General features: G+C 62.6%; 23 protein-coding genes. All 23 read right to left on the reverse strand.

All coding sequences use genetic code 11. From position 1 onward, the window contains the following. Positions 1-2 precede the first annotated feature (2 nt). Positions 3-1361, reverse strand: a complete 1359-nt coding sequence (fliI, locus tag QRN70_RS07750; protein ID WP_285416771.1) for a flagellar protein export ATPase FliI — start codon at positions 1359-1361, stop codon at positions 3-5. After that, entirely contained in the window at positions 1351-2157 is an 807-nt protein-coding gene (gene fliH / locus QRN70_RS07755) for a flagellar assembly protein FliH (protein WP_285416772.1), read from the reverse strand. Before fliH ends, fliI begins: the two co-directional genes overlap by 11 nt. Before the next feature lie 4 nt (positions 2158-2161). After that, positions 2162-3181, reverse strand: a complete 1020-nt coding sequence (gene fliG, locus QRN70_RS07760) for a flagellar motor switch protein FliG (protein WP_007958288.1) — start codon at positions 3179-3181, stop codon at positions 2162-2164. Continuing rightward, positions 3174-4961, reverse strand: coding sequence for a flagellar basal-body MS-ring/collar protein FliF (gene fliF / locus QRN70_RS07765; RefSeq protein WP_285416774.1), 1788 nt, complete (start codon positions 4959-4961; stop codon positions 3174-3176). The genes fliG and fliF overlap by 8 nt, the downstream gene beginning before the upstream one ends. Before the next feature lie 15 nt (positions 4962-4976). Continuing rightward, the gene (gene fliE / locus QRN70_RS07770) at positions 4977-5306 is read right to left on the reverse strand and encodes a flagellar hook-basal body complex protein FliE (protein WP_285416776.1); all 330 of its coding nucleotides are present in this window, start codon (positions 5304-5306) and stop codon (positions 4977-4979) included. 126 nt (positions 5307-5432) lie between these two features. Further along, a complete protein-coding gene (locus QRN70_RS07775; protein ID WP_285416778.1) occupies positions 5433-6824 on the reverse strand; it encodes a sigma-54-dependent transcriptional regulator in 1392 nt (463 codons plus the stop codon). A gap of 5 nt (positions 6825-6829) precedes the next feature. Beyond that, the gene (locus QRN70_RS07780; protein ID WP_285418047.1) at positions 6830-8023 is read right to left on the reverse strand and encodes a sensor histidine kinase; all 1194 of its coding nucleotides are present in this window, start codon (positions 8021-8023) and stop codon (positions 6830-6832) included. Between the two features lie 128 nt (positions 8024-8151). Beyond that, the gene (locus QRN70_RS07785; RefSeq protein ID WP_003222863.1) at positions 8152-9627 is read right to left on the reverse strand and encodes a sigma-54 dependent transcriptional regulator; all 1476 of its coding nucleotides are present in this window, start codon (positions 9625-9627) and stop codon (positions 8152-8154) included. Positions 9628-9799: 172 nt separating this feature from the next. Then, positions 9800-10096 carry a flagellar protein FliT gene (gene fliT / locus QRN70_RS07790; RefSeq protein ID WP_285416779.1) on the reverse strand — a complete coding sequence of 99 codons (297 nt, stop codon included), beginning with the start codon at positions 10094-10096 and terminating at the stop codon, positions 9800-9802. Between the two features lie 10 nt (positions 10097-10106). Further along, the gene (gene fliS / locus QRN70_RS07795) at positions 10107-10505 is read right to left on the reverse strand and encodes a flagellar export chaperone FliS (protein ID WP_285416780.1); all 399 of its coding nucleotides are present in this window, start codon (positions 10503-10505) and stop codon (positions 10107-10109) included. Between the two features lie 130 nt (positions 10506-10635). Then, a complete protein-coding gene (gene fliD / locus QRN70_RS07800) occupies positions 10636-12075 on the reverse strand; it encodes a flagellar filament capping protein FliD (RefSeq protein WP_285416781.1) in 1440 nt (479 codons plus the stop codon). An 83-nt stretch (positions 12076-12158) separates the two neighbouring features. After that, complete coding sequence (locus QRN70_RS07805; RefSeq protein WP_285416782.1) at positions 12159-12521, reverse strand: flagellar protein FlaG; 363 nt, start codon at positions 12519-12521, stop codon at positions 12159-12161. Between the two features lie 73 nt (positions 12522-12594). Then, positions 12595-13446: a flagellin domain-containing protein gene (locus tag QRN70_RS07810; protein ID WP_285416783.1), complete on the reverse strand. Its 852-nt coding sequence runs from the start codon at positions 13444-13446 to the stop codon at positions 12595-12597. A 243-nt stretch (positions 13447-13689) separates the two neighbouring features. Beyond that, positions 13690-13956, reverse strand: a complete 267-nt coding sequence (locus QRN70_RS07815) for a hypothetical protein (protein ID WP_285416784.1) — start codon at positions 13954-13956, stop codon at positions 13690-13692. Then, entirely contained in the window at positions 13953-15245 is a 1293-nt protein-coding gene (locus tag QRN70_RS07820) for a motility associated factor glycosyltransferase family protein (protein WP_285416785.1), read from the reverse strand. The genes QRN70_RS07815 and QRN70_RS07820 overlap by 4 nt, the downstream gene beginning before the upstream one ends. A gap of 87 nt (positions 15246-15332) precedes the next feature. Further along, on the reverse strand, positions 15333-16259 hold the full coding sequence (locus QRN70_RS07825; RefSeq protein ID WP_285416786.1) for a ketoacyl-ACP synthase III: 927 nt from the start codon (positions 16257-16259) through the stop codon (positions 15333-15335). 226 nt (positions 16260-16485) lie between these two features. Further along, the gene (pseI, locus tag QRN70_RS07830; RefSeq protein WP_285416787.1) at positions 16486-17538 is read right to left on the reverse strand and encodes a pseudaminic acid synthase; all 1053 of its coding nucleotides are present in this window, start codon (positions 17536-17538) and stop codon (positions 16486-16488) included. Beyond that, positions 17535-19037 (reverse strand): UDP-2,4-diacetamido-2,4,6-trideoxy-beta-L-altropyranose hydrolase, encoded by a 1503-nt coding sequence (pseG, locus tag QRN70_RS07835; RefSeq protein ID WP_285416789.1) that lies wholly within the window; start codon positions 19035-19037, stop codon positions 17535-17537. Before pseG ends, pseI begins: the two co-directional genes overlap by 4 nt. After that, entirely contained in the window at positions 19034-19729 is a 696-nt protein-coding gene (gene pseF / locus QRN70_RS07840; protein WP_285416791.1) for a pseudaminic acid cytidylyltransferase, read from the reverse strand. Before pseF ends, pseG begins: the two co-directional genes overlap by 4 nt. Further along, positions 19726-20346: a pseudaminic acid biosynthesis-associated methylase gene (locus QRN70_RS07845; RefSeq protein WP_285416792.1), complete on the reverse strand. Its 621-nt coding sequence runs from the start codon at positions 20344-20346 to the stop codon at positions 19726-19728. Before QRN70_RS07845 ends, pseF begins: the two co-directional genes overlap by 4 nt. 31 nt (positions 20347-20377) lie before the next feature. Further along, positions 20378-21613 carry a UDP-4-amino-4,6-dideoxy-N-acetyl-beta-L-altrosamine transaminase gene (gene pseC / locus QRN70_RS07850; RefSeq protein WP_285416793.1) on the reverse strand — a complete coding sequence of 412 codons (1236 nt, stop codon included), beginning with the start codon at positions 21611-21613 and terminating at the stop codon, positions 20378-20380. Between the two features lie 125 nt (positions 21614-21738). After that, entirely contained in the window at positions 21739-24663 is a 2925-nt protein-coding gene (locus QRN70_RS07855; RefSeq protein WP_285416795.1) for a glycosyltransferase family 2 protein, read from the reverse strand. Between the two features lie 53 nt (positions 24664-24716). Beyond that, positions 24717-25445, reverse strand: a complete 729-nt coding sequence (locus QRN70_RS07860) for a cephalosporin hydroxylase family protein (RefSeq protein ID WP_285416797.1) — start codon at positions 25443-25445, stop codon at positions 24717-24719. Positions 25446-25456: the final 11 nt, after the last annotated feature.

Genomic DNA, 25456 nt, shown 5'->3' on the forward strand with positions numbered 1-25456 from the left:
GGTTACCCGCCGGCCGCAGGGGCGAAAATGGTTTCCAGGAAAGCCTCGCTTTCGCCCAGGCTGATGCTGTCGTTGAGGCCCTGGCGCAAGTACCTGACCAACTGCGGCTGCAAGGAAATCGCCAGGTCGGTCTCACGGTCGCCACCGGCGACGTAGGCACCGACGCTGATCAGATCACGGCTCTGCTGGTAGCGCGACCACAGTTGCTTGAAGTACTGCGCGCGGGTCATGTGTTCCGGCGAGACCACCGCCGGCATCACCCGGCTGATCGAGGCTTCGATATCGATGGCCGGGTAATGGCCTTCCTCGGCCAGCCGCCGCGACAGCACGATGTGGCCGTCGAGCACACCTCGCGCGGAGTCGGCAATCGGGTCCTGCTGGTCGTCGCCCTCGGACAACACGGTGTAGAACGCGGTGATCGAACCACCGCCCTTCTCCGCATTACCGGCACGCTCCACCAGTTTCGGCAGCTTGGCGAAGACCGATGGCGGGTAACCCTTGGTCGCCGGCGGCTCGCCGATGGCCAGGGCGATTTCCCGCTGGGCCTGGGCGAAACGGGTCAGCGAGTCCATCAGCAACAGGACGTTCTTGCCCTTGTCGCGAAAATATTCGGCAATCCGCGTGCAGTACATGGCCGCACGCAGACGCATCAGCGGTGCATCGTCCGCCGGGGAGGCAACGACCACCGAACGCTTGAGGCCTTCTTCCCCGAGGATGTGCTCGATGAATTCTTTAACTTCCCGCCCCCGCTCGCCGATCAGGCCGACGACGATGATGTCGGCTTCGGTGAAGCGGGTCATCATGCCGAGCAACACCGACTTGCCGACACCGGTACCGGCGAACAGGCCCAGACGCTGACCGCGACCGACCGTCAACAAACCGTTGATGCTGCGGATGCCGACATCCAGCGGCGCGTGGATCGGGTCGCGGTTGAGCGGGTTGATGGTCGGGCCGTCCATCGGCACCCAGTCTTCGGCCTTCATCCCGCCCTTGCCGTCCAGTGCACGTCCGGCGCCGTCCAGGACCCGACCGAGCATGCTCATGCCCATCGGCAGGCGACCGGTGTCGGCCAGCGGCACCACGCGGGCGCCCGGAGCGATGCCGGCGACACTGCCGACCGGCATCAGGAACACCTTGCTGCCGGAGAAGCCCATGACTTCGGCTTCGACCTGCGAGGGGTGATAGGTGTCGTCGTTGATCACCATGCAGCGGGTGCCCATCGCGGCGCGCAGGCCTTCGGCCTCCAGCGTCAGGCCGACCATGCGCAGCAGGCGTCCTTCGAGAATCGGCGCACCGGCAATTTCAGTGGCCTCGGCGTAGGTGCTCAGGCGCTTGGCGAAACTGGTGCGTTCAAGGCGCATCGGGGGCGTCCGCGAGCGGCTCGTCGGTGGCTGGGGCCGGTTTCGGCGTTTCTGGCAGGTCCAGGCTCAGATCCGGCGCGGCCGGGTGCAGCGCCTGTTCGTGGAGCTGGTCGAACAGCTTGGCCATGACCTGGCTGACGCGCGTCTCGATGCTCGCATCGATCCGGCTGTGCTCGGTTTCGACCCGGCAACCGCCCGGCAATAGCGATTCGTCCTCGACGATGCGCCAGGTTTCTTCATGCCGCTCGCGCAGGGCCTTGACCTGTTCGAAATCCTGCGGATTGACGTACAGGCGCACATTGCCCACGCCCAGCGGCAGCAACTTGAGGGCGTCGCGCATGACGTGTTCGATCTGCGTCGAATCGATGGCCAGTTCGCGCTGGATCACCTGCCTGGCGATGTGCTGAACCAGATCCACCAGGGACTTTTCGATCTGCGTGTCTTGCTCGGCGATCGGCTCGAACAGGTGCGCCATCAGTTGTTCCAGGCTGGCGATCTTCGCCGTCAGCGCGACCTCGGCCTCCTGGCGCACCTTCAGCGTGGCGCTGTGAAAGCCGTCCTTTTCGCCGACGGCGAAGCCCTCGTTGTAAGCCTCCTGACGGATGCTTTCGAGTTCTTCCAGGGTCAGTGGCTGGACTTCCTCCAGCGGCACTTCTTCCATCTCCGGCGGCTCTGGCTCCGGCTCCGGCTCGGGTTCCGGTTTCGGCGGGTCGAAGCTGGGCAGTGCCCAGGATTCGAAACCGCGGACATCGCGGGCGCGGATCAGGTCCGTGACAGACTCGTCATGCTTGTCCATGGGCTTAGATCATTTCCTCGCCACCCTTGCCACCGAGCACGATCTCTCCGGCTTCGGCCATACGGCGGGCGATGGTGAGGATTTCCTTCTGTGCGGTTTCCACGTCGCTGACGCGCACCGGGCCCTTGGCCTCGAGGTCGTCGCGCAGCAGTTCGGCGGCACGCTTGGACATGTTCTTGAAGATCTTCTCCTTGACGCCTTCGTCCGACCCCTTGAGGGCCAGCACCAGCACGTCGGAAGACACTTCGCGCAGCAGCGCCTGGATGCCGCGGTCGTCGACATCGGCCAGGTTGTTGAACACGAACATGAGGTCTTCGATCTGACCGGACAGGTCTTCGTCGACTTCGCGGATCGAGTCCATGAGCTGGCCTTCGATCGAGCTGTCGAGGAAGTTCATGATGTCCGCCGCCCGCTTGATGCCACCCAGGGTGGTGCGCGAGGCATTCGAGTTGCCGGAGAACTGCTTCTCGAGGATCTGGTTGAGTTCTTTCAATGCCGCCGGCTGCACGGTGTTCAACGACGAGACGCGCAGGATGATGTCCAGGCGCACCTTGTGGTCGAAGTTGCCCAGCACTTCACCGGCCTGGTCCGGATCGAGGTACGCCACCACGATCGCCTGGATTTGCGGGTGCTCGTAACGGATCACGTCGGCGACGGCGCGCGGCTCCATCCATTTCAGGCTGTCGAGGCCACTGGTGTTGCCACCGAGCAGGATGCGGTCGATCAGACCATTGGCCTTGTCCTCGCCCAGGGCCTGGGTGAGCATTTTGCGCACGTAGTCGTCGGAACCGACGCCCAGGCTGGTCTGGTCGCCGACGATGTCGACGAACTCGCTCATCACCTGCTCGACCTGCTCACGGTGGACGTTGCCCATCTGGGCCATGGCCACACCGACCCGCTGGACTTCCTTGGGGCCCATGTGCCGCAGCACTTGGGCGGCATCGGTCGAGCCCAGGGACAGCAGCAGAATCGCGGCTTTATCGACCCGGGACAATTTGGCGACGGCGGCTCGGTTATCACTCATCTGCGTTAATCCACTCTTTCACGACCTGGGCCACACGACCCGGGTCTTCTGCCACCAGACTCTTGATTGCGTTCAACTGCGCGTCATAGCCCTCGCTCGGGCTCGGCAGCAGGATGCTGGTCGGGCCGCCGAGGCTGACGCGGTCGTTGCCCAGTTCGCCATCCAGGCCGCCCATGCCGCCGAGTTCGACGTCACTGCCCAGACCGGCCAGTTCCTTGCCCTTGCCGCCGTTGGTGATGTTGTTGAGCACCGGACGCAGCACGCCGAACACCAGCACGAGGATGAACAACACACCCAGCACTTGCTTGACGATGTCCCAGAACCACGGCTGGGAGTAGAACGGAATGTCGGCGATCACTTCGCCGCGCTCGGCGGAGAACGGCATGTTGATCACGCTGACGCTGTCGCCACGGCTGGCGTCGAAACCGACGGCGTCCTGCACCAGGCGCGTGAAGCGCGCCAATTCGTCGGCGCTCCACGGCGCGCGACTGGTTTCGCCGTTGGCCGGGTTGACCTTGACCTGATCGTCGACCACCACCGACACCGACAGGCGATTGAGGCGCCCCTGCTGCTGCTTGGTGTGGCTGATGGAACGGTCGAGTTCGAAGTTCTTGGTGGATTGTTGACGCTTGTCCGCCGGGTACGGCGCGAGCATCGGCTGGCCGGTGGCCGGATCCATGATCTGCTGGCCGTTGGCGTCAACCAGTGGCTGGCCCGGCTGCACCATGCCGGCGGCGGCTTGCGCGCCACCGGTGGTCTGCGGCGCCGAGGCCGGCGATGGCGGCTGGTTGCTCAGGGCGCCCGGCACGCCTTGCGGGCCATTGCTGGCGGTGCGTTGTTCGTTGACCGACTGCTCGCTGCGCAGCGCCGGCTGATCCGGGTTGAACTGCTCGGCGGTCGATTCGACGGCACTGAAATCGATGTCGGCCGACACTTCAGCCTTGTAGCGATCGTTGCCCAGTACCGGTTGCAGAATGTTGTGCACGCGCTGGGTGAGCATGCTTTCCATGCGCCGGCTGTAATCGAACTGCTTGCCGGCCATGGTCATTTCGGAGTTTTCCGCCTGGTCCGACAGCAGGTTGCCCTTCTGGTCGACGACGGTGATCTGCGACTTGCTCAACTCGGGAACGGAGGTCGCCACCAGGTTGATGATCGCCACGACCTGACCCGGCTCCAGCGAGCGGCCGGAGTACAGCTCGACCAGCACCGAAGCGCTTGGCTTGCGTTCGTCACGCACGAACACCGAGCTCTTCGGGATCGCCAGGTGCACGCGGGCGCCCTTGACGTTGTTCAGGCTGGAAATGGTGCGTGCCAGTTCGCCTTCCAGGCCACGACGGTAGCGCGTCGCTTCCATGAACTGGCTGGTGCCCAACCCCTGTTCCTTGTCGAGGATTTCAAAACCGATGTTGCCGTCGCTGGGAGTGACACCAGCGGCCGCGAGCTTGAGCCGCGCACGGGACAGGTCATCGGCCTTGACCAGCAAGGCGCCGGAGTTCGGTTCGACGGTGTAGGGAATGTCGGCGGAGGCCAGGGTGTCCATGACCTGCTTGGCGTCCATGCCGGCAAGGCTGCCGTACAGCGGACGGTAATCCGGTTGCTGCGACCACAGCACCACGGCAAAGCCAATCGCCACGCTCGCAGCCAGGCCGACCAACAGGCCCACCTGACGCAGCATGGTCATCTCGGAGAGGTTTTCCAGGAAGGACAGGCCGAACAACGGCGGTTTGCCGTCTATCGGGGTGGCCTTGGCCGGAACGTTATCGGCGACTGCTTCTGCCATGACTCAATCTCGTCCTTAAACCGGCATCTGCATGATGTCTTGATAGGCCTGAACCAGTTTGTTGCGCACCTGGGTCAGAGCCTGGAACGACACGCTGGCTTTCTGCGAGGAAATCATCACGTCCGTCAGATCGACGCCGCTCTTGCCGATTTCGAATGCATTGGCCAACTGGGTCGACGCCTGCTGGGTATCGTTCACTTTGTTGATGGCCTGACCGAGCATGTCGGAAAAGCTGCTGCCCGCCATTTCCGGGACGGCGGCAGTCGATTTCGGCTTGGACATGGCATCCATTTGCATGGCCTTCATGTCCATCATCAACCGATTAAATTCAATACCTTGGCTCATGGTCTACTCTCTTGGGCGGCCCGCAATTTTTTGACACTCACTCAACGGGTACACAGGTGTTAGCAACAACGGTGCCAGCTCGCAGGCACCGCTTTGAGAAAAGCGTTCAAACGTTTGCGCCAACACTCAAGTGGCGAACAGATAAGCTTCCACATCCATCCCCGCATCGCGCATCTGCGCCAGCTTGTACCGCAGGGTGCGCGGGCTGATGCCGAGCTTCTGCGCCGCTTCCTTGCGGCGGCCGCGCTCGGCCCGCAGGGTGTCGATGATCATCTGGAACTCGCGGCGCCGCAGGTCATCACCGAGTGCTCCGGCGCCGTCGCCATCGATGTCCATTTCACGCAGCACCGCCGGCGTCGCCACGGCTACCGGCAACGGAGCGAATGTCACCGGCCCGGCGAGACAGAAATCCTGCGGCTGGATCAAGCCGCCCTGCTGCAGGATCAGCGCCCGCTGGAGCGCGTTGTCCAGCTCACGCACGTTGCCCGGCCATGGATAAGCGGTCAGGCACGCCTGCGCCTCGGGCGACAGCTTCGCCGCGGCGTGTTTCATTTTATTGACGTGTTTGGCCAGCAGGCGCTCGGCCAGTGGCAGGATATCGGCGGTGCGCTCGCGCAACGGCCGCCAGGCCAGCGGAAATACCGAAAGCCGGTAGAACAGATCTTCGCGAAAGCGCCCCGCCGCCACTTCACCGGCGAGATCGCGGTTGGTGGTGGCCACCACGCGGATGTCGAGACTGATCGGCTTGCGCGCACCGACCCGCTCCACTTCACGCTCCTGCAGCACGCGCAGCAACTTGGCTTGCAGGCCCAGAGGCATTTCCGAGATTTCGTCGAGCAGGATCGTCCCGCCGTCGGCCTGTTCGAATTTGCCGGCCTGCGCCGCGATGGCGCCGGTGAAGGAGCCTTTCTCGTGACCGAACAGCGTTGCCTCGAGCATGTTGTCCGGGATCGCCGCGCAGTTGATCGCGATGAATGGCTGACTGGCCCGGTGCGATTGCTGGTGGATATAGCGCGCCAGGACTTCCTTGCCGGTGCCGGACTCGCCGGAAATCAGCACCGTGGAATCGCTGCGCGCCACCCGCGCCGCCAGGTCGAGCAACTGCGCACTGGCCGGCTCGACCGCGACCGGACCTTCCGTTTCATTGGCGCCGAGGCTGCCGAGGGCATGGCGCGCCACCAGATCCAGCAGCGCCTTGGGCTCGAACGGCTTGACCAGATAATCCGCCGCGCCCTGACGCATGGCGTCGACCGCGCGCTCGACCGCGCCGTGTGCCGTCATCAACAGCACCGGCAATTGCGGTTGGCGCGCGCGCAACAGGCCGAGCAATTGATGACCGTCCATGCCCGGCATGTTGACGTCGCTGACCACCAGACTGAAGGCTTCGCGCTCCACCGCCTGCAACGCCTCTTCGGCACTGCCGACCGCGTGGTAGTCGTGGCCGCCGAGCAGCAGCGTATCGGCCAGCGCTTCGCGCAACGAACGATCATCCTCGACCAGCAAAACCTTGATGCCCATGTCCTTCACTCAGCTCCCTGTACAGCGGAAAACAGCGGCAGCACAACCTGCGCGCAGGTGCCGCGCCCGACCCGCGAGCGCAACTGCAATTCTCCCTGATGGGCCCGTGCCACAGCCTTGACCACGGTCAGGCCGAGGCCGGTACCGGTGACTTTGGTGGTGAAAAACGGCTCGCCGAGGCGCGCCAGCACGGCCGGTTCGATCCCGCTGCCGCTGTCGCTGACACACAGGCGCAGCGTGTTGTCGCGGGTGTAGCAATGCACTTTCAGACGCACCTCGCCGCTGCTGGCCTGAATCGCGTTTTCGATCAGGTTGAGCACGGCGCCGACCAGGGTGTCGCGATTGCACAGCAACTCGCCAGCGTGACTGTCGCACTGCCAGCGGATCGGCAGATCCTGCACGTGGGTCAGCGCCGCCGCTTGCAGCGACTGCATCAAGGCACTGGGGGTGATGCGGTCGGTCAGCGGCAATTCCCCGCGAGCGAACACCAGCATGTCGCGCACCTGATGCTCGAGTTCGTGCAGACGCTCCTTGAGGCGCCCGGCGAAACGCTGCTGGGTCGCGACGGGCAATGCCTGCTCAGTCAAATGACTGGCGTAGAGCAGCGCGGCGGAAAGCGGTGTACGGATCTGATGAGCCAGCGAGGCGACCATGCGCCCCAACGACGACAGGCGTTCGTGGCGGGCCAGCTGATCCTGCAGGTGACGGGTTTCGGTCAGGTCGTTGAGCAGCACCAGCTGCCCCGGCTCGGCATCCAGCGAGCGGGTGGCGATCGACAGGCGTCGACCGTTTTTCAGCGAGATTTCGTGGCCGTCGTCCTCGCGCGGAGCGAAGCAGCGGGCGATCACCTGGCGCCACAGCTCGCCCTCCAGCGGCAGGCCAAGCAGCTCGATGGCCGCCGGATTGGCCTCGCGGACGATACCGTGGCCATCGATGACGATGACGCCACCGGGCAACAGATCAAGGAGGTTTTGCAGACGGTTGGCCAGGCGTTCTTTCTCGGCCAGTTCCTGCATGCGCTGGGCACTGACCACGGCCAGCTCGCCCTTGAGCTCGGTGACCCGCGCTTCCAGCAGGCTGTAGGAGTCGGTCAGTTGGCTGGACATCTGGTTGAACAGCGCGAATGCCTGCTCAAGCCCCTGCCGGCTCGCCTGCTCAACGGACGGCAGTTGCCCCGAAGAATCGGCAACAGAAGACATCTGGGAGGCTTGGGGCATTGGGCTCTCTCGCTTGGCTGACCGTCAGTGAAACGGAACGTTGCGAGGGCTGTAGCAATACCCGTGCCGAAAAAAAACCGCTTATAAATGAAGCGCTTGAAAAACAGGCGTCAATCATCCGCCTGTTCGTCACCTTCGCGCCGGCTCATGCCGTACTTGCGCATCTTCTCCACCAGCGTGGTACGGCGAATGCGCAGACGTTCGGCCGCCCGCGCGACGATACCGTTGGCATCGTCCAGCGCCTGCTGGATCAGACCCTGTTCCAGCCCACCGAGGTAGTCCTTCAGGTCCAGGCCTTCCGGCGGCAGCATGGCGTTGGCGGTGAAGTCCGGGGTGTGGCCGTTGATTGCCACGCGCTCTTCGAGATCGCTGCGCAGGCTGTCGACCATCTGCTCGTCTTCATCGTCGACGTAGCGGAATTTCTTCGGCAACTCGACCACACCGATCACCCCGTACGGATGCATGATCGCCATGCGCTCCACCAGGTTGGCGAGTTCGCGGACGTTGCCCGGCCAGCCGTGCCGGCACAGCGACATGATCGCGGCAGAGTTGAAGCGGATCGAGCCGCGCTTTTCGTGCTCCATGCGCGAGATCAGTTCGTTCATCAGCAGCGGGATGTCTTCGACGCGCTCACGCAGCGGGGCCATCTCGATCGGGAACACGTTCAGGCGATAGTAGAGGTCTTCGCGGAAGGTGCCGATCTCGATCATGCTTTCGAGATTCTTGTGTGTCGCGGCGATGATGCGCACGTCGACGCTCTGGGTCTTGTTGCTGCCCACGCGCTCGAACGTGCGCTCCTGCAGCACGCGCAGCAGTTTGACCTGCATCGGCAGTGGCATGTCGCCGATTTCGTCGAGAAACAGCGTGCCGCCGTTGGCCAGTTCGAAACGCCCGGCACGGCTGGTGATTGCACCGGTGAAAGCGCCCTTCTCGTGACCGAACAATTCGCTTTCGAGCAGCTCGGCCGGGATCGCCCCGCAGTTGACCGGGACGAACGGCGCGTCGCGGCGCTTGGAATGGTAGTGCAGGTTGCGCGCGACCACTTCCTTGCCGGTGCCGGACTCGCCGAGGATCAGCACGCTGGCGTCGGTGTCGGCCACCTGCTGCATCATCTGCCGCACATGCTGGATCGCCCGGCTGGTGCCGACGAGGCTGCGGAACAGATTGGGTTCGCGATGCCGGCCGCGCTCGCGGGCCTGGTCGTACATCTCGCGATAGACCTGGGCGCGATGCAGGGAGTCGAGCAGTTTGCTGTAGCTGGGCGGCATTTCCAGGGTCGACAGCACGCGGCGGCGCTGGTCTTCCGGCAGGTCGACGGAAGAATTATCGCCCATCAGCAAAACCGGAAGGAACTCATCCCAGGTTGACAGTGTCTTTAACAAGCCCAGAAGTGCACCCGGAGCATTGACCGTCCCGATCAGTACACAAATGACTTCACGACTTGACGACAAAGAGCCGACAGCCTGCTGCCAGTCATGGCTACCGCAGGGTAAATTTTCTTCACCGAGAAAATTTAAAATCACCGCCAGATCGCGGCGGCGGACGCTATCGTCATCGATCAGCAGAATTTTGGTTTCACGCCACATGCAATAGCAACTTCCCTAGTCAACTCAATGCCCAAAATGAGGGGCAAGCGAGACGCTTGCAGGACACCTAGTGCCTGTAGACGCCTGAAATCTGGAAACAGCCACTAGTTAAGTCAAAAAACCGTGCACAGTCAAATTTATGGCGCACATGTCTGGATTAACTGGGGGTTAATTAACCAAACAGATGGTAAACCTTTGCCGCATTCTTCGCTTGGGTGATCTGCGACATCTCGTCGACTATCGCCTGACGCTCACCCATTGCCACTTCGAGCAACTCTTTATACACGTGCAACAACTCTTCGAGGTTGTCACGCAGTGCCACTTCGTCCAGCGAAGCCTCACTCAGGACGTCTTCCATGCAGGAACGGCAATCCAGGTCCAGTTGACCGATGGCCTCCCAGTTACGCTCGGCCAGGGCACTGACCAACGCCACGCGGGTGTCTTCGATTCGCTGCAATACAAGACTCATGGTGATCTCCTCAAAACTGCGGAGCGGGCGTAGGCGCGATGGCGTCCCAGCCTTCTTTGACCGTAGTCAGCAAGCCGGCTACCTCATCGAGAATCCGCGGGTCGCTGCTGATATTGGCCTCGGCCAGACGCTTCATCATGTAGATGTACAGGCCATCCAGGTCTGCCAGGGTATCGGCACAGTTTTCCAGATCCAGGCCTTCGCGCAGACCGCTGACAATGCCAATGGCCTTGCTGATCGAGGTGCATTTGCCAGGAATGTCCTTGCGCTCGATGGCACCCTTGGCCTGAGCGATGCGGTCCAGACCGCCTTCCATCAGCATTTGTACCAGACGGTGCGGACTGGCTTCGGACGTCTGCGCGTGAGCACCGACTTTCTGGTATTGCCGAAGGGCTAACATCGGATTCATGTTCTACCTCATTTGCCACAATGACTCGTATGATCAGTGTATCGCCTGCGAGTCGAAAAACTTTAGACCAATAAGACAAAAACCCGGCGCACGCCTGAAAGCGTAGCCGGGTTTTTGTCGCTATTGCATGTTACTTCGCCGATTGCTGCGCGTTCAGCGAGCTGAAGAACGAGGTGATGTTGCTCGCCGTCGCCTTCATCTGCCCGACCAGCAAGTCCATGGCGTTGTACTTGGCAGTCAACGTCTTGGTCAGGTTGGCCACACGCAGATCCAGAGCCAACTGCTGGTTGGTAATGTTCTTGGTGTTGGCGTTGAGGATGGTCAGGCGCTGATCGAGCAGACCCGGCGAGGTGCTGGTCGCCCCTTTCAGGTACGGATCGACCGCCTTGTTCATGCGCGCCAACAGACCGTTGGTGTCGTTGGTGCCGGTGAACAGCTGCTGGACCTGGCCAGTCATGCCCGGCTGCGCCATGGTCTTGTTGAAAGCGGCGGTGTCGAAGGTCAGGTTACCGGTGTTGCGGTCGGTCAACACGCCCAGCTGCGACAGCACAGCCAGAGGGCCGCCAGCGCCGGTGGCGGTCAGCTGACCACGGATGTCGGCGATCAGCGAACGCGGCAGTGAGTCACCGGTGAACGCCGCTTGCACGGTCAGGTTGCCGTCTTCGTCCGGCGTGGCCTTGGACAGCGTATCGATGGTGGTCTTCAGCGTGTTGTAGGCATCGACGAAGGTCTGGATCGAAGTCTGCAGGCCTTTGGTGTTGTTGTCGACGGTAACGGTCGCCGCGGTCGGACTGGCCGCCACCAGGTTCAGGGTCAGGCCACTGATGGCGCCGGTCACGGTGTTGCTCTTGCTGGTCACCGCCAGACCATCGATGGTCAGCTTGGCGTCGCTGGCAACAGCGCTGACCGCACCGGAAGCGCCTGGCGCGGGGCTGGCGCCCATCACCTGGGTGCCATCGATTTCCAGACCGGCGATACCGCTGACGGTCAGGTCGGAACCCGCACCGGTCTTGCTCGAGTTGATCACCAGGCGCGAAGCACCGGTAGCGTCGGTCACGATGTTGGCGGAAATACCGTTGGCGCCCTGAGCCGTGTTGATCGCATCACGCGTGCTTTGCAGGGTGGCGTTGGCCGGGATCGTGACGTTGTAATCAGTGCCATTCTGACTGATTTTCAGGGTACCACTCGGAATGGCACTGGTCGCACCGCCGGCAAAGGATGCGCTGGCGACTTTCGAACCGGTGGCCAGTTTCTCCACGACAACGCTGTAATTACCCGAAACGGCGGTATTGTCAGACGTCGCGGTCAGTGTCGCCGGCGTACCCGAAGTCGCCGTGTAACCGGCAAACGCAGGATTGGTCTTGCTGCCCAGGTTGGTCATCGCCGTCTGGAATGCGGTCAATGCACTCTTGAGCGAGCCGACACCGGAAATCTTCAGGGTGTTGGTTTTGGTCGCGGTATCGATCTGCGTCTGCTTCGCCGATTTGTCGGCGTTCACCAGCGCAGTCACGATGGCACCGATGTCCAGGCCGGAACCCAGGCCCGAACCCGGTAAAATTGGACTTGCCATGTGCATCTCCCTTCAGGTTGTTGCCAGTCTTTTGACCCTTCCCGGCGTCATTAAAGAAAGACAAACACTATTCATGCCAGCTATCAGACTTTGGCGTCGAACAACACATGGCTTGCATTGGCGAGGCTGTCTGCCAGCTTCAGGGCTTCTGCGGAGGGGATCTGGCGTACGACTTCACCCGTCTCGCTTGCGATCACCTTGACGATGACCTTGCCAGAGTGCTCGTCGATCGAGAACTCCAGGTTACGCTTGATCGATTGGACGAACTTCTCGATCTCTTGCACCGCCAGTTTCAATTTCTCGTCATCCGAGCCTTGCTGCTTTGCCACCGGAGTCGGAGCATCGGCTTTACTGGCGACCTTAGGCGTCTCTGACGGCTGCTCAGCAACCGCAGTCACTGGCTTGGGAGCCGGATAAGACACGTTAAGCTTTACGCTCATGTCCATGCCCATCACCTCCTAACGTGAAAAAGCGAGAGAGCACGACAAGCGCACTCCCCCGCCAAAACTCATTCCGAAATTACTGAAGCAGCTTCAGTACAGCGGAAGGCAGTTGGTTGGCTTGAGCCAGAACGGAGGTCGAAGCCTGTTGCAGGGTTTGCTGCTTGGTCAGGTTAGCAGTCTCTGCGGCGAAGTCGGTATCTTGTACGCGACCTTGTGCAGCAGTGGTGTTTTCAGTGATGTTCTGCAGGTTGGAGATGGTGCTGGTCAGACGGTTCTGGGAAGCACCCAGGCTGGCGCGAGTGGCGTTGATCGTGGCGATTGCAGCGTCGATCGCGGTGATCGCGTTGTCGATGTTCGAAGCGGCGGCTGCGGAAGTAGCACCGGTCAGAACAACAGAACCGCTACCTACCGACAGGCTGGCTGCGTCGAACTTGCCGCTCAGTACCAGGTCGATGTGGTTAGCCGAACCGGTGTTTGCGCCAACTTGCAGGGTCACAGTACCAGCCGAACCGTCCAGCAGGTTTTTGCCGTTCAGGTTGGTAGCAGCCGAGATACGGGTGATTTCGTCAGACATCTGAGCGAATTCAGCGTTGGTTGCGGTCTGGTCAGCAGTGCCGTTGGTACCGTTACGTGCTTTAACAGCCAGTTCACGCATACGCTGCAGGATGTCGGTCGAAGCTTGCAGAGCGCCTTCAGCGGTCTGGGCAACGGAGATACCGTCGTTGGCGTTCTGGATAGCCTGGGTGTTACCGCGGATCTGCGAGGACATGCGGGTAGCGATCTGCAGGCCAGCGGCGTCGTCTTTGGCGCTGTTGATTTTCAGGCCGGAAGACAGGCGTTGCATCGAAGTCGACAGAGCGTCGGAAGCGCGGTTCAGGTTTTTCTGAACGTTCAACGATGTAGTGTTGGTGTTTACTGTTAAAGCCATGACGAATTCCTCGTTGGTTGGGTACTGCGGCTTCCGGCCCTGGCAACCGCCGGGTATGGCCTAGAGAACCTTCGTAATAGTTATCGTCGGGTTTGCAGGTTGCTTGAGGGCTTTTTTGAAAATTTTTGCCATCACCCTGCCACCCCCAAGAAAACAAGGACTTAGCAGCACCTTTCCTACAATAAAATGGCGTCATAAAACCGTGCGCGGCGCAAACCTGCGCGCCAGCGCTGTCGCGCGAATTCAGGCCGGGACATTTTCCAGCAATTCGATCAATTCGTATTCGATGAAGTCGGCGAGACCGAGCCAGTCCTGGCGCGCCTGGCAATCGAGCATTTGCCCGAGCACCAGCGCCCAGTCCTGCTGAATGTCCGCTGGCGCCGCCAGCAACAGCCGTTGCGCGCCCTCGAACACGTCGACCATGGTCAACGCGGCCTCGACATCCCGCCCCAGGCGAAACAGCCCGGCGCATTGCCGGCATTCGTCGATACAGCGGCGCAGCGCACTCATTGCACGAACTCCTGATCGAAACGGGTACCGGCAATCAATGCCCCGGCGCGGCTGCTGTTGAAGAACTGCACCTGGGGCTGGCTGGCGATGTAACGCTCGAGCACGCACAGGTAGCCGCGAAAATTCAGCTGCGTGCTGACCCGCTGGCCAAAACCGTCACGCACCCAGTGCCGCGCCTCGCTCACCGGCGGCCCCAGGTCACCATCGTTCCAGCCGGCATGGGTCTTGTTCATCGGAAAGGCGAAGTCGGCGCCGAACAGCGTGATGCGCGCCGCGCCCATCTTCACTGCCAGGTCCACTGCCGGGTGAATCACGCTGCCGCCGACATGCAGCAGGGCCCGCGGATATTGCGCACGCAGCCCGGCATATACCGGACTGGCCGAGTAGCCGCCATAACGCGGGCCCTTCCAGGCCCGCAACAACGTCGGGTCGCTCATGGGCAGGTAAACCAGCGGGATACCGTCAGACGCCTCGACGGGCAAATGTTGAAAACCGATGCGCTGATCGATGCTGACCACGAGGTCGGGGACGATGCCGTGTTCGCGCAGTGGCCGGTAAGCGGTATCGACACACATGAACAAGGGCCGCTCGGCGCGCTCGCGAATCGCCGCCAGGCGCTGGTAATGCTGCTCCAGCGTAGGCCCCGTAGCGATGACATAGACGTCGCGGCCCGCGCAGGTACCAAACAACTGCGCCACGTCAGGGTCAGCCAGGAGCACCGGCAAACAGTCCTGCAAGCGTTGCTGAATGAACGGTGACTGCGGATCGAACTCGCGATTGTTGAAGCTCAGGTGCACTTCACTGACCAGTCGATCACGAATCTTGGCGTTGAAATCGTCAGCCAGGAGCATCTCCGCCGGCAGGGCAAAGAACGGCGTGCAAATGTCGGGCAGATCACCGGCATACAACAGCTCCACGCGCGAATCCTGCAGCCATTGGCGCTGGTCGAGCAGCTGCAGGACCAGGGCGAACAACGCGCCATTGAGGATATGCACATACAGGCGCTCGAGTCCGGTGCGTTCCAGCAGCACCGTCGGCAAATCCCCAAGGCCGGTGCCGTAGACATGCAACTGCGGCTTGTCCGCCGGCAGGCTGGCGGCCTGGATCCGGGCTTCGTGGACGCGGTCATGGCGACTGGTCAGCTGAACCCCGGCGACCGTCAGCGTCGAGCCGCGCCCCTGGCACAGGTCAGCGTCGATCGACGCACTGTCTTCCGCCAGCAGGCGTGCCAGCAGGGCCGGCCAGCGGCGCTCGATGACTTCGGCGTTGGATGGAAAAAACTCGCTCATGACGCCTCGCACTCCCTACAGGCAAAAAAATAGCGTTCAAAGGTTACCCCTTGAACGCTATTTTTGTATCAGCCGTGCTGTCCGTACTCAAGGACGATAGATAATCGCCGAGCCCCACGACAGTCCGACCCCGAAACCACTGATCGCGATGCGCTGCCAGTCGGAATCGAGCACGTGTTTTTCCAGCAGCAGCGGCACGCTCGACGACACGGTATTGCCGGTCTCGACCATGTCCTTGATGAACTTCTCCGGCTCGCCTTCGAAGCGTCGCGCCACGGCATCGACGATCGCCGCGCTGCCCTGGTGGATGCAGAAGGCGTCGATGTCATCGGCGCTGAGGCCGGAATCGTCGAGCAGTTCATGCAAGTGTGCCGGGACTTTCAGCAAGGCGAAGTTGAACACCTGGCGGCCGTTCATGAAGAACACGCCATCGGTGACCTTCAGGTGCGGCGCACCGGAACCGTCGGTGCCGAACTTGGCCTTGCCCAGCGCCCAGGCCGGGTTCTCGCCCATCCAGGTCGCCGTGGCGGCGTCGCCGAACAGCATGGTGGTGTTGCGGTCTTCCGGATCGACAATCTTCGAATACGGATCAGCGGTGATCAGCAGGCCGTTCTTCAGGCCGGCAGCTTCCATGAAACCCTTGATCGCGTAGATGCCGTAGACATAACCGGAGCAGCCCAGGGAAATATCGAACGCCGCGACATGGGTCGGCAGGCCGAGTTTGTCCTGGACGATGGCAGCCGTGTGCGGCAGGCCTTCTTCGTCACCGTTCTGGGTGACGACAATCAGCGCGTCGATCGATTCACGCTTCAGTTCAGGGTTGTTGGCAAACAGCGCATTGGCCGCTTCAACGCACAGATCGGAGGTTTCCTGCTCTGCATCTTTACGTGGCAGGAAGGCCGAACCGATCTTGCCGAGGATGAATTCTTCATCCTTCTCGAATTTTGCACCTTGTGCGTAATTGTCCACGCCGGCTACAGGAACGTAGCTCGCAATGCTTTTTATGCCAATCATTACGGCTTCCCAATAATAAACAGCCCAATACCACCGCTCGCAAGGATTCGAGGGGCGCCGACAAACAGAAAACGGCCGCCACAACGGGCAGCCACGGGGAGCGCAAAGGGCTATCACTGGAACCGATAACGGGCCAGGCGCCATCTCCCCGGTCAATACAATACAGTGAAGATGCGCGTTATGACTCGCAGGTCACGCTATTTTGCCGAATCGGTGGCAGATCGGCTCATTCGACCAACGACCAGTCCAGCGGCGTACCGCGCTTGATCGCCGTGCGGGCATGGCGGCCGAGCACCGCATCGGTGTGCTTGGGCGGCAGGCCGAGGCCCGGGCGAATGGCGCGCAGATTGGCGCGCGTGAAGGGTTCGCCGGCGGCCATGTCGGCGCTGACGTACAACGAACGGCGGTAGACCAGCGACTTGCGCTCGGCCTCGGTGACGCCGTAGTGCACCTGACCCATGGCCTGCCAGGCGCGTTCGGTTTCCACCACCAGGCTGGCCAGCTCCGCCGGTTCCAGGGAGAAGCTGGCGTCGACGCCGCCGGCGGAACGATCGAGGGTGAAGTGCTTTTCCACCACCGTCGCGCCCAGCGCCACCGCCGCCACCGACACGCCGACGCCCATCGAGTGATCGGACAGGCCGACCTCGCAACCGAACAGTTCCCGCAGATGCGCAATCGTGCGCACGTTGCTGTTGAGCGGTGTCGCCGGGTAGGTGCTGGTGCACTTGAGCAAGACCAGATCGCGACACCCGGCTTCGCGGGCGGCGCGCACGGTCTCATCGAGCTCGGCAATGCTCGCCATGCCGGTGGAGATGATCAGTGGCTTGCCGGTGGCCGCCACACGGCGGATCAGCGGCAGATCGGTGTTTTCGAAACTGGCGATCTTGTAGGCCGGCACGTCGAGGCTTTCGAGAAAATCCACGGCTGTGTCGTCGAACGGCGTCGAAAACGCGAGCATGCCCAGTTCCTTGGCGCGGGCGAAGATTGGCGCGTGCCACTCCCAGGGCGTATGGGCCTTTTCGTACAGATCGTAGAGCGAGGTGCCCGCCCACAGGCTGCCCGGGTCCTCGATGAAGAACTCGCCGTGCGCCAGATCCAGGGTCATGGTTTCGGCCGTGTAGGTCTGCAGTTTCAAGGCATGGGCGCCGGCGCGGGCCGCCGCTTCGACAATCTGCAACGCCACATCCAGCGACTGATTATGGTTGCCGCTCATCTCGGCAATGATGAACGGCGGCGCGTCGGCACCGATCCGGCGTTCGCCGATGGAGAAACTGCTCATTGCCTGCCATCCTTCAAAACACGGGTAAAGACACTGGCATCCTGGGCAAACCCGGCCTCAGCAAATACCTTCATTGACGGCCGGTTGGTCGGCAGCACCCGGGCGGTGATGGCGGTCAGTTGCGGCCAGTGTGCCGCGACCACCTCTTCGCCGCGTTCGAGCAGCGCCCTGCCCCAGCCCAGGCCCAGACGACCTTCGAGCAGATAGATCGACACTTCGGCGGCGAAACCACGCACGTCGTAGCGCAGCACACCGACCGGGCCGTCATCGGCTTCGGCGATCAACAGCAGACGTTGTGGATTGCGCAGACTGGCGGTCAGCCAGTTCAGGTGTTGCGGCCACGCGATCACGCCGCTGTCCAGCGACCGGCGGCGCACAGCCTCGGCATTGCGCCCGTCGAACAGCAACTGCGCGTCATCCAGCGTCGCTGGCCGCACCTTGAGCACCGCGCCGGCCAGGGCGGCGGCCACCCGCAGCGCGCCACGCCCATCGACCAGTTGCCGCGAGCGCTCGGCCAGGCTCTGGCGCAAATAGAAATTATTGAGGACAAAACCGACGGCATCGCGCAACTGTTCGACGCTGACCTGCTCGCGGGCGCCCATGAACACATGCGCACCCGCCGCCGCCATCACCTCGCCGTTGGCCTGCTGGTTGTTCGACACGGCGATGCAGATCGTCGGCAACCCCAGCGCCGCACGCTCCCAACTGGTGCCACCACCGGCGCCGATGAACAGGTCGGCCGCGATCATGCGCTGATGGAAATCGCTGACGAAACTGTGCAGGCGCCAGTGCGGTCGTGTCCGGGCCAGCGCCTGCATCTGCGCCCACGCCGGGTTGTCGGCGCCGGCGACGAAATCCACTTCCAGGTCGGCAAAATCCGCCAGCGCCTGCATTGCATGATGGGTCTGCATGGCGGCATCGAAGCCGCCGAAATTCACCAGCACCCGCCGCGCCTGGGGTTTGATGGCGATGGCCGGTGCACTGAATTCTTCGCGCAGCATGGCGTAGCGTGGACCGAGTAACGTGCGGCATCCGGCGGGCAGCAGAGGCTGATAGTTCTCGCTCAGGCCCGAGAGGTTCTGATTGAGCAGCAGGTCGACGCTGTAGCGGCGCGTCGCCAGGTCATCCACCGCGGCAATGCGTGGCGCCCAGCGCCGCGCGGCGGTCTGCCAGTGGTGATCGAGGCCGTAATGGTCGGCGATGATCCAGTCGAATGCGGCCTGATCCTGCAGCTCTTTCGCCAGGGCGTCGATGTCGGCCTGCCAGGGCAGCATCGATTCGATGGCCTGGTGCGGGTCCTCATCGACATAACGCTCGGGCAGCGCAAAGGTTGCGAAGCCTTCGCTGCGCAAGGCCTCGATGCGGTGCCCCGGCAGACGCCGGCAGGCGAACGCGACGTGACTGCCCTGGGCCCGCAGCACCCGCGCCAGCGGCAGGCAACGGGCGATGTGGCCGCTGCCGATGGTTGGCGAGGCGTCGGCGCGAATCAGTACTCTCATTGCAGTTCTCCACCGGCCTTGAGCGCAGCGTAGAGGTATTCGGCCCGCTGCCAGTCTTCGGCGGTGTCGATGTCCTGCACCAGATGGCGTGGCAGGATCACCGGCAGGCTGGCCGGCGAATACAGCACGTCGCCGCGCAACCAGGCCTCACTGCGCCCCCAATAGAACTGCCCGGCATCCTGAAACGCCTCGGGCAAATCCTGGGAACGCGTGTTGCGAAATTCGGGGTACAACGCGCTCAAGGCGCCCTGCCCGTCGACGGTCAGCGCGCGCTGCACGGGGAAGCCGAAATTGCACACCGAGAACGCGAAGGACCGGTGCCGATGCTGCTCGAGCAATTCCAGGCCCTGGCGCAGATACCGCGCCTGCAACAGCGGAGCCGTGGCGTAGATACAGCAGGCGTACTCGAAGGCCGGCAGTTGCTGCAAGGCATGCACGATGACCGCGGCGGTGCCGGTGAAGTCATCGGCCAGCGCCGCCGGACGCAGGAACGGCACTTGCGCCCCATATTCGCGGGCCACCGCGGCGACTTCCTCATCGTCGGTGCTGACCACGACCTGCTCGAACAGCCCCGACGCCAGCGCCGTGCGGATCGAGTGGGCAATCATCGGCACGCCGTCGAACGGCTTCAGGTTCTTGCGCGGGATACGTTTGCTGGCTCCACGAGCCGGAATGATTGCAACGTGACTCAAAGGCGTTTTTCCAACAGAAACCAGGTGATGTCATCCACCGGGAATTGCGGATCACGGTGATAGCCGAATCCGTAATCCAGCAGTTGCAGGTCAGGATAACGGTCAAGCATTTCACCGGCAAAGTCGCGCTTGAACAATTTGCCGCTGTTGCCGCGATAGGAAACTTCCACCGGCACAGGATTGTAGTACTCGGCGATCAGGATGTAGCGCTGGCTCAGCTCATACAGTTGTGCGTAGGCGCTCGCCAGCAGTTCCGGTGCCAGATGAATCAGCACGCCCTTGCTCAACGTCAGGTCGTAGCGCCGCGCGGGCGCAAAATCGAACAACGAACCGTGCCAGATCTGCGCGATGCCGAGCGCTCGGGCCTGGGCGCAGGCACTGGCGTTGATTTCGACGCCGAACAGTTCGCAACGCGGCAACAATTGATGCAGCGCCTGCAAGTTGTTGCCGGCATTGGTGCCCAGCTCCACCAGGCTGTCGATCCGTGCGGCGCGCGTCAATGCCTTGGCGAACAGCGCCAGATTGGCCGCTACCAGCGGCTGGCCGACATTGCGCTCGACGTACTGATTGCCGAACTCGCCCTGCCAGAATTTTTCCTGCTCACTCAGATCACGCATTGCTGACTCTCATCCGTCACCCCGGGGCCGCTTATTCGGTCAACCGGCGCAGTTGCTCGACCACATGGTCTTGTTGTTCAGCACTGAGCAGCGGAAACATCGGCAGGCTGATCGCTTCGGCGTAATAGCGCTCGGCCTCGGGGAAATCCCCCTCGGCAAAGCCCAGGTCGCGGTAGTACGGCTGCAGGTGCAGCGGAATGTAATGCAGATTCACCCCGATACCGGCCGCGCGCAAGCCCTCGAACACCTCGCGGTGGCTGCGGCCGATGCGCTCGGTCTGCAAGCGGATCACGTACAGGTGCCAGGCCGATTCGGCTTCCGCCTGCGCACTCGGCAGCGTCACCGGCAAGTACGCCAGCAAGCGTTCGTAACGCGCGGCCAGTTCGCGGCGACGGGCGACAAATGCGTCGAGCCGGCTCATCTGCGACAGCCCCAATGCGGCTTGCAGGTCGGTAATCCGGTAATTGAAACCGAGCTCGACCTGCTGGTAATACCACGGCCCATGGGTGGGCCCGATCATCTGCGCCGGGTCGCGGGTCATGCCATGGCAACGCAGGCGTTGCAGGCGCTCGGCCAGATCCGCACGGTTGGTCAGGACCATGCCGCCCTCGGCACTGGTGATGATTTTCACCGGATGAAAGCTGAACACGGTCATCGCGGCAAACTCGCCGCACCCGACCGGACGCCCGGCGTAGGACGCGCCGACCGCATGGGAAGCGTCTTCGATCACCGTAAAGTTGTAACGCTCGGCCAGCTCGGCAATGCGCCGCATGTCACAGCTCTGGCCGGCGAACGCGACGGCGACCAGCACCTTGGGCAGCGTCCCCTGCTGCTCGGCCGCCTCGAGCTTGCTCGCCAGCACCTCGGCATCGAGGTTCCAGGTCAGCGGATCGATGTCGACGAAGTCGACGTCGGCGCCGCAATAACGACCGCAATTGGCCGAGGCCAGAAAGGTGTTCGGCGTCGTCCACAAGCGATCGCCAGGGCCGAGCCCGGCCGCCACGCAGGCAATGTGCAGCGCCGCCGTGGCATTGCACACCGCCACAGCGAAATCGGCCTGGCAGCGTTCAGCCATCGCCCGCTCGAAGCGCTCGATGGTCGGCCCCTGGGTCAGCCAGTCCGATTGCAATACCGCAACCACCGCGTCGATGTCTGCGCGCTCGAAGCTTTCGATGGCCGCTCCCTGGGGAACCCCATCCGATTGCAGCACCGCGACCACCGCCTCGATATCCGCCGCATCGACGCTCTGCCGTCCGTAGGGAATCATGCCGGACGCTTCGCGTGCCGGTCGGCGAGATCGCCGACCGGGGCCAGACCGAACGCATCGGCGCGGCGCAGGAAAATCGATTTACCGTTGAACATGTCTTGAGTCCTGTTCTCTGTGCGCAAGGCTCAGGCGAGCCACTGCGCCCAGTCCAAAGATGCACGTTCATTGAGAACAAAGCCTTTGCCGCTCAGGCTCAGGTTCGCGTTGTAGGCCGGGTCCTGGGCAAATGCCGCCGGCCATTTTTCCTGCAAGGTCTGCAAGGCCTCGGGGGCCTGTGGCAGCCGACCGTCGTGAATGACCTGCACTTGCGGCGTCCACACGGTGAGGAGTCCGGCCTGCCCGGCCTTGAGGCACAGGTCGACATCGGCGAAGCCTGCGGCAAACGCCTGCTCGTCGAGGCCACCGAGGGCGTCGAACAGCGCTTTGCCGACCATCAGGCACACGCCCGATACGGCCGAGTAATTCTGCTCCACCTGCAAGCGATACAGGTAGCCGTCGGCACTGTGTTTCTCGCCGATGAAGGCCGAGCCGACAGCGTCGTGCATGCCGAGGATCAGCCCGGCCTGGGAGACGTTCCCGTCGCGGTCGACCAGTTTCGGCCCGACGATGCCGACTTCCGGACGCTGGGCGTGATTGAGCAGCGCCTCGATCCAGTTCGGGTTGACCACTTCGCTGTCCGCGGCCAGCAGCACCAGGTATTCCCCATCGGCTTCTTGCGCGGCGGCGTTGCACAGCGCCACGTCGCTCAGCGCCTGCTCGGCACGCAGCACGCGTACCTTGCGGTTGCTCAGCGAACCCAGCCAGTCGTTGACCTCGGCCGACAGGTTCGGCTGCGCCGCGACCAGCACTTCATAGCGGGTGTAGCGGGTACGCAGCAACACGCCTTCGAGGCAGCGCTGCAGGGTCGGCAGGTCAGCGCTGGCCGGCAGGATGATCGACACCAGCGGTTGCTCGGTGTGGCGATAATCGACTTGATAAGTGCCCGGCTGCGTCGAGGTGAGCTTGGCTTTGTAGCCGCGATTGCCGAGGTGGCGCAGGAGTGCCAGACGCTCGTCGGGGTTTTCCTGCAGCTCGCGCGCCTGACTGATGAGCAACGGCTCGTCGAGGTGCGCCAGACCGCCAAGGCCACCCTGCTCGATGATGCGCAGCAGCAGGTCGAATTCCAGCGCTTTGCTGAAGTCGGCCTGGTAGCCGCCCGCTTCGATCAGTACATCGCGACGGATCAGCCAGTGCCGCGCCATCAGCGCCGGCAGGCTTTGCAGCAAGTCGAGATTGAAGCCCGGGCGGAACACGTCGACCAGCGCACCGTCGGCGGAGCGCTGGATTTCGTCGGTGGCGACTGCGCGGCACTCGCCGGCCGCCTGCAGCTCCAGGCCCGCACGCAGCAGACCGCCCGCGGTGAACTCGTCGCCGGCCTCGGCCAGCAGCAGCCAGTCGCAAGGCGACTGCCGCACGCTCAGGTTGAGTTTGTCGACGAAGTTGCTCTGGGTGACCCGCACGAAATGCAGGGTGTTCTGCGCGGTGGTCGCCGCCAGCGGCTCGCCGGTGGTGAACACCACCACTTTGAATGCCTTGCTGTGACCTTCGAGCAAGCTGTCCAGGGTGACCTGCAACTTGTCGATGTCGTTATCCAGGTCGAGCAGGAAAATCCCGAACTGCGGACCGCCACCGTTGGCCGCCAGGTGGCGGGCAATGGCCTGGGCCTGCTGCTCACTCGGCTGGCGCGCCGCCAGCCATTGGAGCAGGCGACCGGTAAGCATCTTGCTGAACGCCTGCTGATTGCCTTGCGGCGATACCGCTTCAAGGCGCACCAGCCAGTCGCGCAGTTTCTGCGCGTCTTCTTCCTCACCCAGCGCTGGCAGTTGCTCGATCAACCGGCTGATGACCTGACGGTTGAACACGTTGGCGTCATGCGCCTGCCACAGGCGATCGATCACGCTTTGCGCGGTGTCGTTGTTGCGCGCCAGCATCAGGCTCTGCTGGCGGGCCCAGATCCCTTCCAGGTTCTGCAACTGCATACGCCCTGCCGGCATCGCGTGCAGGAGGAATTCGAAATGGCTCAGCTGATCGAAGAACGGCTTGTTGTAGAACGGCATTTCGACGTACTGCTTCGGACCGAAGCGGCGCTGCGGACCGGCTTCGACATCCGTCCAGGCCGACTCGAAAATCAGCTCGGCGGTCAGCGCTCGGCCGGTACGCAGGCCGTCGGTGAGCGTTGCGAAACTGTTCAGCACGGACTGCTTGCCCTGCTGTGGATCAGCATGCTGGAGCTGAGTCGGCAACCCGGCGAGGAATTCGGCGAAGGCTTCACGCTCGGCGACCGATTTGGCATCGGTGTGGGCCAGCGAGTGGAAAATCTCGGTGTTGTGGTCGGAGTGTTCGTAGTTGAGTTCCCGCACCACGTAGGGGATCGGCAGAATCCGCGCCTTGCCCCGCGCCAGCAGGTAATAGGTGTGCCCGACTTCCTGCCACTGGAAGGACGTCTCGTGCGGCAGGATCCGGTACCACTCTTGCAGCACGGCCGTGCGCTGGACCGCGTAGAACGGCGGCAGATACTGGTACAGGTATTCGTTGACCCGATCCTCGGCCACGTCCGAGGCATAGTCTTCGCAGACTTTCTTGTCGCGGCGGTAGTAGCTGACGCTGTTGGCCAGCGACAGGTACATCATGCTGTAGCCGTGGCAGAGGGTGTAATCGGGGTTGGCCTGCATGAACGCAACGGACTCATGCAAGGCTTCGGGCACGTGGAAGTCGTCGTCGGCGGCAAACACCATCAGCGGCGTGGCGACCTGATCCACGCCATAGGCCAGCTTGGCGCGAATGCCCCAGTAGCCGTACTGCGGCAGGTGCTGGTAGTCGACGTTCGGGTAGACACCGGCTATGCCCGGTTGCGCCTCGGCAGACGAGTCGAGGACAAGGACCCTGCACGGCAAGCTGCTGTAGAACGTCACCGCGCGCCGCAGGAACGCCGGTCGTTCGTGTGATATCAGCACCACGGTCAACTGTTCGTTGAGCGCCAATTCGTTTTCAGAGCGGTTCTTGCCTTGCATAAAAATTTCCCCAACCGGCGACTAGCCGAAAGAACTCAACGATGTCTTGTCGATTAACGAACGCGACGCAGATAGCCATCCGGCGCGACTGTGATCAGCAACTTGCCGTGCACGGCCTGGTCGATCTCGAAATCGCGGTTTTCGTCCAGGTAGGCCCAGACCGCGGTTTTCGGGTTGTCGCCCTTGCCCCACGGGCGATCAGGGAACGCGTCCTGTGGCATGTCTTCGACGACGGTATCCATGACCACGCAGTAACTGCCCACCGAAGTCAGCGGCGCGTAGGCCTGCAACTCCGCCAGCACGTGCTCGTGGGTGTGGTTGGAGTCCAGCACCACCAGCACTTTCTTGCCGGCGACACGCTGACGCACCTGCTCGACGATCGCCGGGTCGATGCTCGAGCCCTGGATCATCTCGATCCGCTTGCTCATCGGGTGAGCTTCAATGGCTTCGCGATTGTGCTGACGGATGTCGATATCGATACCCAGCACGTGGCCTTTGCCGATCAGTTCCAGCATCGAGGCGTAATACACCAGCGAGCCGCCATGGGCGATGCCGGTTTCGACAATGATGTCCGGCTGCACCGTCCAGATGATCTCCTGCATGGCGATCATGTCCTGGGGAAACTGAATGATCGGGCGGCCCATCCAGCTGAAGTTGTAGGTGTACTTGTGCTTGGCGGTCGAATCGATCCAGTCCTGCGAGGCCGCTTGCAGGGCCTTGTCCTGTTGCAGCCCTTGGATGTTGTCTTTTACTTCTTCACGAAACTGTTCATGCGGATTCATTGCACACTCCA

Source organism: Pseudomonas sp. efr-133-TYG-5, from assembly GCF_030209175.1.
Taxonomy (GTDB): Bacteria; Pseudomonadota; Gammaproteobacteria; order Pseudomonadales; family Pseudomonadaceae; genus Aquipseudomonas.

Coding starts and splice junctions, on each gene's coding strand:
- fliH (WP_285416772.1), bottom strand. CDS start 2,157: ATGGACAAGCATGACGAGTCTGTCACGGACCTGATCCGCGCCCGCGAT.
- fliF (WP_285416774.1), bottom strand. CDS start 4,961: ATGGCAGAAGCAGTCGCCGATAACGTTCCGGCCAAGGCCACCCCGATA.
- QRN70_RS07775 (WP_285416778.1), bottom strand. CDS start 6,824: ATGGGCATCAAGGTTTTGCTGGTCGAGGATGATCGTTCGTTGCGCGAA.
- fliD (WP_285416781.1), bottom strand. CDS start 12,075: ATGGCAAGTCCAATTTTACCGGGTTCGGGCCTGGGTTCCGGCCTGGAC.
- QRN70_RS07815 (WP_285416784.1), bottom strand. CDS start 13,956: ATGAGTGCGCTGCGCCGCTGTATCGACGAATGCCGGCAATGCGCCGGG.
- fliE (WP_285416776.1), bottom strand. CDS start 5,306: ATGAGCCAAGGTATTGAATTTAATCGGTTGATGATGGACATGAAGGCC.
- QRN70_RS07825 (WP_285416786.1), bottom strand. CDS start 16,259: ATGATTGGCATAAAAAGCATTGCGAGCTACGTTCCTGTAGCCGGCGTG.
- QRN70_RS07860 (WP_285416797.1), bottom strand. CDS start 25,445: ATGAATCCGCATGAACAGTTTCGTGAAGAAGTAAAAGACAACATCCAA.
- QRN70_RS07855 (WP_285416795.1), bottom strand. CDS start 24,663: ATGCAAGGCAAGAACCGCTCTGAAAACGAATTGGCGCTCAACGAACAG.
- fliT (WP_285416779.1), bottom strand. CDS start 10,096: ATGAGTCTTGTATTGCAGCGAATCGAAGACACCCGCGTGGCGTTGGTC.
- pseC (WP_285416793.1), bottom strand. CDS start 21,613: ATGATTCCCTACGGACGGCAGAGCGTCGATGCGGCGGATATCGAGGCG.
- pseI (WP_285416787.1), bottom strand. CDS start 17,538: ATGAGCAGTTTCTCCATCGGCGAACGCCGGATCGGTGCCGACGCGCCG.
- QRN70_RS07810 (WP_285416783.1), bottom strand. CDS start 13,446: ATGGCTTTAACAGTAAACACCAACACTACATCGTTGAACGTTCAGAAA.
- fliI (WP_285416771.1), bottom strand. CDS start 1,361: ATGCGCCTTGAACGCACCAGTTTCGCCAAGCGCCTGAGCACCTACGCC.
- fliS (WP_285416780.1), bottom strand. CDS start 10,505: ATGAATCCGATGTTAGCCCTTCGGCAATACCAGAAAGTCGGTGCTCAC.
- QRN70_RS07785 (WP_003222863.1), bottom strand. CDS start 9,627: ATGTGGCGTGAAACCAAAATTCTGCTGATCGATGACGATAGCGTCCGC.
- fliG (WP_007958288.1), bottom strand. CDS start 3,181: ATGAGTGATAACCGAGCCGCCGTCGCCAAATTGTCCCGGGTCGATAAA.
- QRN70_RS07845 (WP_285416792.1), bottom strand. CDS start 20,346: ATGCGTGATCTGAGTGAGCAGGAAAAATTCTGGCAGGGCGAGTTCGGC.
- QRN70_RS07780 (WP_285418047.1), bottom strand. CDS start 8,023: ATGTCTTCTGTTGCCGATTCTTCGGGGCAACTGCCGTCCGTTGAGCAG.
- QRN70_RS07805 (WP_285416782.1), bottom strand. CDS start 12,521: ATGGACATGAGCGTAAAGCTTAACGTGTCTTATCCGGCTCCCAAGCCA.
- pseG (WP_285416789.1), bottom strand. CDS start 19,037: ATGAGAGTACTGATTCGCGCCGACGCCTCGCCAACCATCGGCAGCGGC.
- QRN70_RS07820 (WP_285416785.1), bottom strand. CDS start 15,245: ATGAGCGAGTTTTTTCCATCCAACGCCGAAGTCATCGAGCGCCGCTGG.